This is a genomic window from Niallia sp. FSL W8-0954 (genome assembly GCF_038005605.1).
Taxonomy (GTDB): domain Bacteria; phylum Bacillota; class Bacilli; order Bacillales; family Cytobacillaceae; genus Niallia; species Niallia circulans_A.
This window is the reverse complement of sequence record NZ_JBBOTN010000001.1, coordinates 4,434,075-4,446,173: the sequence shown is the minus strand read 5'-3', so window position 1 is coordinate 4,446,173 and position 12,099 is coordinate 4,434,075. Positions and strand designations below refer to the sequence as shown.

Here is a 12,099-nt window from a genome sequence, read left to right as displayed (position 1 = left end):
CTGTCTATATGCAGTACTTTTCAATTTTTATAATTATATGTGTTCAAAGATATATTGCAATGGCAACGATGTTAGGGATTGTAGTCATTGGTGGTTTAATCCCGCAACTTGTACAATTAGCCACTCCTTATGTACTAAAAGTGGGAGGTGCAGAAATAAAGTTCCAGGAAATCTTTGATTGGATTTTACCTAGCTTACATCCCTTAGCTATTACAGTTATTAGTTTCCTATTAATTAAGTAAGGTTTTAGTGCAATCAAAATTTTAATGGGAATGATTATTTTTTGTGTATTGGGTAAATAGATTGGTATTTTATAATGAATAAGGTGATAAAATGAATATTTATTGCGGATCAGCTAAAGTTGATATCACACCTACTGAAAGTAAGCTTTTAGCAGGTTATATGGCTACAAGACAATCTAAGGGAATTCATGATCCAATTTATGCACGAATTGTTGCAATCAGATCTCAACAGACTTTTATAATTCTAGTTAGCTTAGATTTGATTTGTATAGATCAAAACTATACAGTCGAACTTCGCAAAAAAATTTCAGACCAAACGAATGTTTCAAAAGAATGTATCTTTCTTCACGCTACGCATACTCATTCTGGTCCAGGGGGGATTATTCAGGAAACATCTCCCATCTGGAGAGCATTTCCTGATTTATGGATGCCATACGATAGAATACTTGTAAATGAACAACATAAAAAAATTGTTGAGGCTGTTAAACTAGCATTGGAAAATTTAGAAGAATGTAAAGTCAGTATTTGTGAGGGGGAAGCCAGCGGCATTGCTGCTAATAGGATATCATCTGAAATAGAATATTCCTCAATTTTAAAAGTAATAGAATTTGAATATTGCAGTACGAACAAAAAGGTTATAGTATATCACTTTGCATGCCATCCAACGATAATGAATAGAGACAACCTTCTAATTAGTGCTGATTTCCCTGGAGTAACTAGCTCTAATTTAGAAAATGAAAATAATGTAGAAATTGCATTATTTATAAATGGTCCGTCAGGTGATATTAGTACCCGTTTTACAAGAAAAGAGGCAAGTTTTTATGAAGTAAGAAGGGTAGGAACAGTATTATCAGCAGCGGTACTGGAATTATTAACTCACAAAAAACAAATCAAGGTTGATACCATAACTTCTAAAATAGAGAAAGTAGATTTGGCCCTTCGCAACATAGAAGATTCTGCGCAACTGCAGCATAAATTGCACGAACTTAAACAAAAACATAAAATCCAAAGAGTAACAGCTGGAAACAACTGTGCCTATTTAAGAAAGATAGAATCAGAGATTGAAGGTGTTTCTGCATTAATCAAGAAATCAGGAGCGTTAGAAAATTCGTTAACCATTTCTACCGAAATACAAGTATTAAAGCTGGGTGAGATCTTGCTTGTATCAATACCTGGAGAAATATTTAATGAAACTGGAACAGAAATAACTAATAACTACAATGGAGTACCAGTATTCATAGCTGGTAACACTAACGACTATATAGGATATATAGTCCCAGAAGGCTACTATGCGAGTGACAGCTATGAGGCATATATGACGTTATTAGAAAAAGGATCCTCAGAAAAAATAAGAGACACAATACTCTATATGATGGACCAAGTGTAGGTGAGTATTTTACTCCATTAATGGCGCGATTGTTTAACAACACAAACAGAAAATGACCAAATTTTTTATAAAAAGCGTCCATGAAATATATTAAGAGTAAAAAAACAGGCTCTGTCCTCCGTTGGCAATATCCCTTTAACCGGGCGGGCTGTATCTCCAGTAAACGGTATTGTTACGACTCTTTTCAAAACAAAGCATGCCATCGGAATTACATCTGACAATGGGGCAGAAATCTTAATTCATATTGGAATGGATACAGTCCAGCTAGAAGGTAAATACTTCACAGCACATGTAAAACAGGAGATAAAGTGAGTGCTGGTGACTTGTTATTAGAATTTGATATGGAAAAAATTAGAAAATAAGGATACAATCTGATTACTCCTGTTATTATTACAAACAGTGCTGATTTTAAACAAATCGATACGACAAGGGAAAGGACAGTAAGTGAAAAGCAAGTTGTCGCGTTCTGTTACAGACGGAGAAAATAAATTAATTCTTCTTCCAAGTTCACTCATCGATAATCGACTATTTTGGTTTAATTCATCGATTATTTTCTTATCAATTAAATCTATTTTCTTTTTTAATAAAAAACCTCCATTTTTATTAATTTTATAAAGTGTTTCGAAGGAAAATATATCATTTTTAATGGGAATCTTTTATATTCTCCAGTAAAATTAATTCTACAAGGAGGTAGTAAGGATGGCAAGAATTAATGAATCAAAAAACGGTGAAACACCTTTTCAAAGACTCTTAGGATATAATGTAGATGTCTTAAATGGATGGAATCAATTAGGAGATGTGTTAGAAAAAGATTTGAATCTATCATCCCATCTAAAAGAACAAGTAAGAAGAACATTAGCACAAAGCAATGGGTGTGAATATTGCAAGGCAAAGGGAAAACCTGAACCCCACCTGTTCGATGAAAAAACGTCGATTGCAGTAGGGTTTGCAGAAGCCTTTTTGAAGCAAAAAGGGGATATTTCAGATGCTCAATTTAATATATTGAGAGAGTATCTTTCAGAAGCGGAAATCAGTGAGCTTATTGCGTTTATCACCTTTACTACCGCTTCCCAATATTTTGGCGCAATAATGAAATTAGAGCCTGTGACAATATAACAGATTCAGAGGGACGGTTCTGCCGCTTCCCTTTTTTCAATTAATGGCGAGGAAATTGGAGATAAATAGATATAAAGATAGAGAAACATACCGCCTAATGAGATTTTGTCATAAGCAATTAAGGCATTATCAATAGGAATGAAGCAAGAAAGCTTAACGCAAAATGTCGGCATAGCTTTAATAAAAAAGGCAATGGATACCGCTGAACAGAATAGTGATCAATTACTAAAAATGCTAGAAGCCCCACATCCCACACTAGGGAAATCGAGTGATCTTTCGGTTTGATTGCTATCCAGCGCCACGCAAGTGAGGACAAGGAAAAAGGACCATTTTTATGGTTCTTTTTTTCTTTGTAAGTCAATTGGATCTTTATAATATATTTATACTTAACCTATTAAATTTACGTAAAAAGTGTATTTCATTCATCCTAAAAAATCTCCTCCAATAATTCATTTATTAGCATTTGATTAAGGATATATTTATTCGAATTGGCTTTTTAGCAGAAGAAACAGGTGAGGTAGCACGCGCTATAAGAGCTCTTGAAATTGGTAGAGACAGGCCAGATGAAGTAGTAGGCTCATATGAGGAAAATAAACAAGAGTTAACGGAAGAACTAGGTGATGTGCTGGGTAATTTAGTAGTAATTGCCAACAAGTACAATATTCCACTAGAAGAAGTGTTTCAGTCACATAAAAAGAAACTATCTGATCGTTATTCACAAGCTTAGCAAAAATAGTAAGTTTCACTTAAGGGGGGACAATTCCAGTCTTCTGCTACTGAAGAAGCAAAGCAATTGCATAATAGGATAACTGCAGAACCTTATGCCAAAGGGATTAAAAATGTTTGTATGCTGCACTTTTAAAGGGAAATTACAGTTTTTTAAATCCAGCTGCCAATAAGGTATCTGGATTTTTTTCTGGAAAGGGAAAGCGCATTTAATTTAATTCTTGGATTGGATATTCCCTTCCTGCATATTTTGCGCTTTGATTCTTGTTGACACTCCATTTCTTTGTTCCTTATTATAGAAATAATAACGAAAAAATAGCAGAAATTAGAAAGGTGGTGCAAATTTGAAAGTAATTAAAGTTTTCAATAACAATATTATTAGTGTCATCAATAATCAGAACAAAGAATTAATGATAATGGGAAGAGGAATTGGATTTCAGGTAAAACCTGGAGATTTGGTCAATAAGAAAAAATTGAAAAAATTTATACGCTAGACAGCAAAGAAGTGTCGGAAAAATTTAAAACCCTGCTTCGTGAAGTTCCGATTGAAGTAATGGAAGTATGTGAAGAGATCATCCTATATGCGAAAACGGTATATCATAAGAAATTAAATGATATTATTTATGTTGCTTTGACCGACCATATTAATTTTGCGATCCAACGAAAAAAGGATGGCTATGAAATTAAAAATGCTCTCGTGTGGGAAACGAAGAAATTATATAAAGATGAGTTTGCTATTGGGGTGGAGGCTATTAAGATGATAAAGGAAAGGCTTGGGATTGAGCTTCCTGAGGATGAAGCTGGTTTTATAGCTCTTCATATTCTAAATGCAGAGTTGAATGATGATATCACCAATATTATGTCTATTACCAAAGTCATTCAAGAACTTTTAACGATTGTAAAATATCATTTTAAGATAGACTTTGATGAGGAGTCGTTAAATTATTTTCGTTTTATCACGCACCTGAAGTTTTTTGCCCAACGAATGCTCACTCGCACTTATATGGATAATGATGATGATGATTTATTTAATATCGTAAAAGAAAAACATCCAAAAGCCTTTTCCTGTTCGGTAAAAATTAATGATTATCTTAAAAAAGAGTATCATTATGCACCAACCAATGAAGAACTGCTTTACTTAACGATTCATATTGAAAGAGTGTGTCAGCGTTAAATTGTTCAAAATTTACATTTATCAAAAAAAGAAAGGGTTTACATTTTAATGGATCTATATTATATTGAAGGCAACAGCAAAATATCAGACCGTAATAGGGTTGTTACTGGTAAAGCAGGCAAAACCTAAGTCACTTATAATATGAGGCTCATGTCTTATATTGTAAGAGATTTAGGTTTTTTTGTTTTTCATGATTCGACACGATCTGAAAATTTTGCTAAATAATACATGTTGGAGGTGTCACCATCATGAAATATGAACAACTAGCAAAAGACATAATACAAAATGTCGGCGGGAAAGAGAATGTAAAGAGCGTAACCCATTGTATTACACGTTTACGTTTTAAGTTGAAAGATGAAAGTAAGGCAAACACAGAGGTATTAAAAGACATGGATGAAATTGTAACCGTTATCAAAAGCGGTGGACAATACCAAGTGGTAATTGGAAATCATGTGCCAGATGTCTACAAAGATGTTGTGGCAGCAGGCGGATTTTCATCATCAGCCCCAGTAGATCCAGAGGATGAAAACCAAGAAAAACAAAGCTTGTTCAATCGCTTTATTGATATTATCTCAAATATTTTCTCCCCAGTTTTAGGTTTGCTAGCTGCAACAGGTATTATCAAAGGTTTTAATGCATTATTCGTGGCATTTGGCTGGATCAGCAATGTACCAGTAAATGCTCAGACAGGGGCAGTGGAGTCTACCTATGGAATCTATGCCTTATTAAATGCGATAGGCGATGGTTTCTTCGTATTTTTGCCAATCTTCTTAGGTTATACGGCAATGAAAAAGTTTGGCGGAACTCCTATGTTAGGGATGGCTATCGCTACAGCTTTGGTACACCCAACTCTTGTGGATATCAAAGCGCTTGATCCAATTATGACAGTTTTTCAAGGAACACTATTTGAATCACCAATTCAAATCGAATTTTTAGGAATTCCCGTTGTTCTAATGACTTATACATCTAGTGTTATTCCGATTATCTTAGCAACATATTTTGCGGCAAAAGTAGAAAAATGGTTAGCAAAGGTCATGCCAGCGGTGGTAAAAAGCTTTTTTGTTCCACTATTCACCTTGTTATTGATTGTCCCACTAACATTCTTAATTATTGGACCTGTATCAACATGGGCATCAAATCTTCTTGGTCAAGGAACTTTATGGATTTATGAAGCTGTTCCAGCTATTGCAGGTTTGGTCATGGGTGGTTTTTGGCAAGTATTTGTTATCTTTGGTCTTCACTGGGGATTCGTTCCAATTGGTTACAATAACTACCCCGTATTAGGCTATGATAATTTCTTGATAATGACATTTGCAGCATCATTCGCGCAAATTGGTGCCGTCCTAGCTGTTATGCTTCTTACTAAAAACAAAAAGGTAAAATCATTAAGTATTCCAGCCTTTATTTCTGGTATCTTTGGTGTAACAGAACCAGCAATTTATGGGGTGACACTACCACTTAAAAAGCCGTTTATTATCAGTTGCATAGGCGCAGGTATAGGTGGGGCAATCATTGCGGTCATGAATGCAAAATCATATTCTCCAGGTCCACTAGGAATTTTCAAAATTCCTACATTGATCAACCCGGAAAATGGTGTGGATTCTTCCTTTTGGGGTGCGATGATTGCGATTGGTGTTGCATTTGTATTATCATTCGTTCTTACATTATTGTTTGGTGGTATTAATAAACAAGTAAAAGAAGTGGTTAGTGAAGGGAAAGAATTAATGAAAGGAGTAAGAAATGAAGAAATAGTTAGCCCAATTTCTGGTGAACTAATCTCTCTGAAAGAAATTCCTGATCAAGTTTTTGCTTCCGAATCAATGGGGAAAGGCGTTGGCATTATCCCTTCAGCAGGGCGGGCTGTATCTCCAGTAAACGGTATTGTTACGACTCTTTTCAAAACAAAGCATGCCATCGGAATTACATTTGACAATGGGGCAGAAATCTTAATTCATATTGGAATGGATACAGTCCAGCTAGAAGGTAAATACTTCACAGCACATGTAAAACAAGGAGATAAAGTGAGTGCTGGTGACTTGTTATTAGAATTTGATATAGAAAAAATTAGAGAAGAAGGATACAATCTGATTACTCCTGTTATTATTACAAACAGTGCAGATTATAAACAAATCGATACGACAAAGGAAAGGACAGTAAGTGAAAAGCAAGTTGTCATTACGGCTGTTTAATCAATGTTGTCCAGAATAAAAAATTAAGCGTTTTCTAAGTTGGTGCAGCTGACATTAGCTAGATGGTAGTAGCGATTTTATTAGAAGCGTTTCCTAAAGCTAATGTTTATAACGGAAGAAATTTAACTATTGATTAGAAATACTAATAAATAAGAAGAGGGAAGGTCACCATATGGGAGAAACCTTCCTTTTTCTAATCGTGCGGGAATAACGGACAAATACTGTATAGAGATAATAAAGACGTTTAATTTTGAAATAAAAAACAAGAACCTTACTACGATTTACTGTAGTAAGGATTTTTTCAAGTTGATTAATTTTGTATCAATATAAATATTCTTATCTTCGAATTTGATAATAAAGTTGTTTGATTCTTATTCAACTAACGCCCCCGATAGTTTAAGTACAATATTTCACAAACTTTTTTAAAGTCCCCCATTGCTGAATATTTGAAAAGCCCTCTTAGTTATGATATCTCCCTTGACAAACCAAAAAATTATTAATTTTCCATGCAATAATACATAATTGATAAAAAAATACCAGATACTTGTTATAGAATATAAAATTAATCTTAAAAAGGAATTGATTATATGGATAATAAAAAGGCTGCAAAGTTAACTGCGGGTGAGTTAGCACACTGTTGGGAACAGTTCATGAATAATAGTATGTCAAATGTTGTTTTGGAGTATCTTACCCTAACATCAGAACTAGAAGAAGTTAAATCTCTTTGTAGTGAGGCGGTTTCTATTTCTAAATCTGCTGTACAATTTTTTGAATCTGTTCTACGAAGTGAAAACTATCCAATCCCTAAAGGCTTTAACATTAAAGATGATTTAAACCCAAATGCCCCTAAGATGTATACGGATGTTTTTATACTATTTTATTTAAAAAATATGTCTAAAATTGGAATGTCCTTAACAAGTATGGCACTATCCGATTCAGTAAGGGAGGATATCCGCAATTTTTTCCATGAACAATTAAAAAACGTTTCAAATTTATTTGAACGTACAACAACTATTCTATTAGAAAAGGGAGTATTTGTAAGACCTCCTTCAATTACCTCCACTCATGAAACAAACCCAATTGCAGATAAAGGATTTTTGGGTAACTTCTTTAATGATAATCGAGAATTAACGGCAAGAGAAGCAAATGAGCTACACAAAAATGTTTTTATGAATTATATTGGTAAAAACTTATTAATTGGATTTATACAATCTACATCTAATCAGCAATTAATGAGTTTATTGCAACATGGAAAAGAATTATCTTTAAATATTATAGACAAATTAGGTGATATTTTAGTTCAAAATGATTTGCCTATTTCAATGACTTGGGATACGAATGTTTTGGATGGTAAAACATCTCCTTTTTCAGATAAATTAATATCTTATCTATTAGACCAACTTAATCGTGATGGTATCGCCAGTTATGGATATAGTGCAGCAGTAAGTATCCGAAAAGATTTAAAAACTACATATGCAAAGATAATTGCAGATGTGTATCAATATGAAGAAAATATAAAAACCTTTATGATAAAAAATGAGTGGATGGAGAAACCTCCTGTTGCACTAAATAGAGATAAGCTTGCTCAAGACTAAAAAAAAATAAAGCTACCAAAGTACGGTAGCTTTTTTGTTTTTCAAAGGAGTATTCCAAATCTCCTTTAAGAAATGGTGAGTGTACTAGATATATGAAAGCCATTATTCCACTAACCTGCCACGTTTCTACAATAAGGATTTCAACAGAAGCGGGCATTAATCCATCAACATCATCTTTCTATTGACTTTAAATCAATTTAAATAAATCTCTTTAGATATTCCCCAAATATTTTGTTCATAACTTTTGGTGTGTTTTCTAAATATACATTAATTTGTTCAATGTTTGATTCGAATTTATTACAGTTTCTTTCATCTGTTGGGAAATCAGATATTCCTTTAATGATAATGCATTCAACATCATTCTTCTTACAAATATAAGCAATAGCACCCGCTTCTGTATCTGCTATTGTTATTTTGTTTTCTTTTAGTTCTAAATAGTCCTTCCACATAACTACTGCTTTATCAGCGGTGGCAATTGTTCCAGTATAATAATCATTTCCGTATTTCGATAGATCAATATCGACTATGAAGGATTGTTTAATAAGAGGTTCAATTTCTTTTACTGTACAATCATATTGAACGGCTTTATCAGGTATAAAAATATCCAAATTACTGAATTTATCATCTATTCCTGCACACGTTCCAGCAACGATTACTTTAGTTAAGTTAAATTTAGAAATCATATACTGATTTCCACCGACACCATTTACTTTTCTTACACCTGTGCTATAAAAAACAAGTTCAGTATCATTTATTGTTGTTGTAAAATACTCGCCATAAGGATAACCGAAACATTCGTTATCTTCTATGCTAAAGTATTCTAATGTCGCTTCATATTCCCACTTTGTTGCAATGCTTATTCCTATCATTGTCTTATCACCCTACAAATTTAAATTGTCACTGTCACTATTGAATTCATATAAACGGTCTGAATCTTCTTTACTATGTTTATGTTCATCGTTAATTCGTTATTAATATGTAAATATTCTTCTTCCGCTAACATGCCCCTATAGCGACAAAAGAAGCATCTAATTTATTATAGGAATGTAGCACGATCTTTCTAAAGAATTTTTCATTAGGTTTTATTGATAAAAGTTAAAAACACACCACTAGAGCAAAAATAATAAACTTAGGGAAACACTACTTAGGGCTTGCTACTCAAGATTTATTCTAAGAATGGTTTAATTAATTTTTGAATTTCATCGTCATCCAACCTCTCGTACATTTCTTCTAAGAACTCTCCAACCGGTAATAACTCCACTGGAAAATCCTTATATAGCTCTTTAGAAACATGCTTTAAAACTTTATAGTACTCTTCAGCTAGTTGATATAAATCATTCTCTTTGGTATCCCTTTCTGGTAGTAACCTATTAAATATATATAACCTTTCAATAGTCATCTCATAGTTATTTAGCAGGGCAGTTATTGGGTTTGGAATTGAAAGTGTTTTTATTTCAGTCATGTATATCCTCCTTCGCATATATCTACATAATTTCTAAAAAGCGAAATTTTCATTATAAATCTGATTTACTAGCCATATGGATTACATCATCTTCTGTTAAATTTAGTAAGTTCATTCAAATATTCACCAAAAAATATGTAAATCCTTCTTTCACTAAACTGCCCCTTTAGTTTAATAACTTCAACAAAAAAAGCATTAATCCTTCTTAGACTAATGCTACCGGTTAGCTAACCATTAAGAGCGCTTCGCCACAGAAATTGTAAGAAAATTAGGTTCTTACATGGTAGTGGAATAACATTGTTTATACCTACATTCCTATGGTGCAAAAGGAAAAATAAAATCTAACAAAGGGAATAAAGACCAGATAAGAAGTAAAATGTTAACTATTAACCCAATAAACTTGGTTATCCCCTTATAATTAACCTTTTGCAACCAATAACATAGGACATATATCAATATAATGGCATATGGTAGATTGTTGCTTCCAGATACAAGTGTTATTATCATTGAAGATAAAATAATTATTCCTGCAATTATATTAAATAGATGTAACGTTTTACTCATTTTCTTCCCTCCTTAATCCAATCTAACATATATTTCCACATTTAGTAAACTCGTTATCAATTAACCTGCTCCGTTAGTTCAAGAAGAACTGACAAGATTACGATGAATGCTCTTCATTTTTAAATAACTTTATTGTTTATTAAATAACTTTAATATTTTTTAAAGAACATTATTATTCGTGAACAAATACTTTAATAAAAAGTATTTTAAGGGGCACTCAGTTAACCAAGAATTGATTAAAATTAGTCCATCCCCATTCTTAAATTCGTATCCACCTTTGAAAAAATAAAATGTGTTACAGTGTGAGCAAAAGGATTTACACCTTCGATAAATTGTTCTGCTTTGGCAAATGTATCGAATTGCATTTTTAGCATATAGCAGGCATTTCCAGCAATTCTGTAACAAAACTCCACATTTGGCTGCTCCTCAATATACCTTTTAAAAGAATTATAATCACCATTTTTGACTGTTGCTTCAATAATACATTGAATAGGAAGTCCAAGTTTACTGTAATCCACTTCTAAAGTATACCTTTTGATTATTCCAAATGACTCCATTTGCCTTACGCGTTCTGTTACAGACGGAGAAGATAAATTAATTCTTCTTCCAAGTTCACTCATCGATAATCGACTATTTTGGTTTAATTCATCGATTATTTTCTTATCAATTGAATCTATTTTCATTTTTAATAAAAAACCTCCATATTTGTTAAGATTGTAAAGTGTATCTATAAAAAATGTATCATTTTTAATGGGAACCTTACATAATCTCCAGTAAAATTAATTCTACAAGGAGGTAGTAAGGATGGCAAGAATTAATGAATCAAAAAACGGTGAAACCCCTTTTCAAAGACTCTTAGGATATAATCTAGATGTCTTAAATAGATGGAATCAATTAGGAGATGTGTTAGAAAAAGATTTGAATCTATCTTCCTATCTAAAAGAACAAGTAAGAAGAACCTTAGCACAAAGCAATGGGTGTGAATATTGCAAGGCAAAGGGAAAACCTGAACTCCACTTGTTCGATGAAAAAACGTCGATTGCAGTAGGGTTTGCAGAAGCCTTTTTGAAGCAAAAAAGGGATATTTCAGATGCCCAATTCAATATAGTGAAAGAGTATCTTTCAGAAGCGGAAATCAGTGAGCTTATTGCTTTTATCACCTTTACTACCGCCTCCCAATATTTTGGCGCAATAATGAAATTAGAGCCTAAGACAACTTAATAAATTCAGAGGGACGGTTCGGCCGTTTAATTAAAGAAGATTGGAGATAAATAGAAATAAAGATAGAGAAACATACGGCAAAAGGGGATTTTTGTTATAAGCAATTAAGGTATTACCAAGCGCTAAGTAATAGATTGGTAAAAATTTGTTTACAGTTATGTCTGGCAGCCGATAACAAGAAGAGGTGGTGAAAAAAATGGATATTGCTGCATTATCAATAGGAATGAAGCAAGCAAGCTTATCGAAAAATGTTGGCATAGCTTTAACAAAAAAGGCAATGGATACCGCTGAACAGAATAGTGATCAATTACTAAAAATGCTAGAAGCCCCCCATCCCACACTAGGGAAATCAATTGATCTTTCGGTTTGATATTGGTATCCACGCCAAGCAGGTGAGGGCAAGGAAAAGGAACCATTTTTATG

At 33.1% G+C, this 12,099-nt stretch carries 13 protein-coding genes and 3 pseudogenes; 11 read left to right on the top strand and 5 right to left on the bottom strand.

All coding sequences use genetic code 11. The features are described 5' to 3' along the window. The first annotated feature begins 8 nt into the window (after nt 1-8). The 3 genes and pseudogenes from NX902_RS21735 to NX902_RS25850 all read left to right on the top strand — a co-directional run. Nucleotides 9-242 carry a PTS system mannose/fructose/sorbose family transporter subunit IID gene (locus NX902_RS21735; RefSeq protein WP_095334363.1) on the top strand — a complete coding sequence of 78 codons (234 nt, stop codon included), beginning with the start codon at nt 9-11 and terminating at the stop codon, nt 240-242. A 91-nt stretch (nt 243-333) separates the two neighbouring features. After that, on the top strand, nt 334-1,629 hold the full coding sequence (locus NX902_RS21730) for a neutral/alkaline non-lysosomal ceramidase N-terminal domain-containing protein (protein ID WP_095334362.1): 1,296 nt from the start codon (nt 334-336) through the stop codon (nt 1,627-1,629). Nucleotides 1,630-1,776: 147 nt separating this feature from the next. Beyond that, nucleotides 1,777-1,988, top strand: a pseudogene (locus tag NX902_RS25850) (PTS sugar transporter subunit IIA); the annotation flags it as partial. A gap of 102 nt (nt 1,989-2,090) precedes the next feature. Here NX902_RS25850 and NX902_RS21720 read toward each other — a convergent pair. Then, nucleotides 2,091-2,201: pseudogene (locus tag NX902_RS21720) on the bottom strand (AsnC family transcriptional regulator); the annotation flags it as partial. Nucleotides 2,202-2,328: 127 nt separating this feature from the next. Here NX902_RS21720 and NX902_RS21715 point away from each other — a divergent pair. From NX902_RS21715 to NX902_RS21690, 6 genes and pseudogenes are all read left to right on the top strand, one after another. Continuing rightward, nucleotides 2,329-2,745, top strand: coding sequence for a carboxymuconolactone decarboxylase family protein (locus NX902_RS21715; protein WP_061799362.1), 417 nt, complete (start codon nt 2,329-2,331; stop codon nt 2,743-2,745). Between the two features lie 117 nt (nt 2,746-2,862). Continuing rightward, entirely contained in the window at nt 2,863-3,030 is a 168-nt protein-coding gene (locus NX902_RS21710; RefSeq protein WP_283959628.1) for a YjfB family protein, read from the top strand. Nucleotides 3,031-3,208: 178 nt separating this feature from the next. Next, nucleotides 3,209-3,472, top strand: a complete 264-nt coding sequence (locus tag NX902_RS21705; protein ID WP_249937884.1) for a MazG-like family protein — start codon at nt 3,209-3,211, stop codon at nt 3,470-3,472. Between the two features lie 343 nt (nt 3,473-3,815). Then, nucleotides 3,816-4,645: pseudogene (gene licT / locus NX902_RS21700) on the top strand (BglG family transcription antiterminator LicT). A gap of 248 nt (nt 4,646-4,893) precedes the next feature. Further along, entirely contained in the window at nt 4,894-6,834 is a 1,941-nt protein-coding gene (locus NX902_RS21695; protein ID WP_172859825.1) for a beta-glucoside-specific PTS transporter subunit IIABC, read from the top strand. Between the two features lie 587 nt (nt 6,835-7,421). Continuing rightward, a complete protein-coding gene (locus tag NX902_RS21690; RefSeq protein WP_171510060.1) occupies nt 7,422-8,429 on the top strand; it encodes a DUF3231 family protein in 1,008 nt (335 codons plus the stop codon). 197 nt (nt 8,430-8,626) lie between these two features. On the opposite strand, the gene NX902_RS21685 is transcribed toward NX902_RS21690, so the two are convergent. From NX902_RS21685 to NX902_RS21670, 4 genes are all read right to left on the bottom strand, one after another. Then, a complete protein-coding gene (locus tag NX902_RS21685) occupies nt 8,627-9,298 on the bottom strand; it encodes a 5'-methylthioadenosine/S-adenosylhomocysteine nucleosidase family protein (protein ID WP_171510059.1) in 672 nt (223 codons plus the stop codon). 296 nt (nt 9,299-9,594) lie between these two features. Continuing rightward, on the bottom strand, nt 9,595-9,891 hold the full coding sequence (locus NX902_RS21680; RefSeq protein WP_144546712.1) for a hypothetical protein: 297 nt from the start codon (nt 9,889-9,891) through the stop codon (nt 9,595-9,597). Between the two features lie 315 nt (nt 9,892-10,206). Beyond that, nucleotides 10,207-10,455, bottom strand: coding sequence for a hypothetical protein (locus NX902_RS21675; RefSeq protein ID WP_123260425.1), 249 nt, complete (start codon nt 10,453-10,455; stop codon nt 10,207-10,209). Nucleotides 10,456-10,697: 242 nt separating this feature from the next. Then, nucleotides 10,698-11,138, bottom strand: coding sequence for an Lrp/AsnC family transcriptional regulator (locus NX902_RS21670; protein WP_163187906.1), 441 nt, complete (start codon nt 11,136-11,138; stop codon nt 10,698-10,700). 121 nt (nt 11,139-11,259) lie between these two features. Here NX902_RS21670 and NX902_RS21665 point away from each other — a divergent pair, with 121 nt between their 5' ends. Next, the gene (locus NX902_RS21665) at nt 11,260-11,676 is read left to right on the top strand and encodes a carboxymuconolactone decarboxylase family protein (RefSeq protein WP_163187908.1); all 417 of its coding nucleotides are present in this window, start codon (nt 11,260-11,262) and stop codon (nt 11,674-11,676) included. A gap of 196 nt (nt 11,677-11,872) precedes the next feature. Beyond that, complete coding sequence (locus tag NX902_RS21660) at nt 11,873-12,046, top strand: YjfB family protein (RefSeq protein ID WP_341160988.1); 174 nt, start codon at nt 11,873-11,875, stop codon at nt 12,044-12,046. The last annotated feature ends 53 nt before the right edge of the window (nt 12,047-12,099 follow it).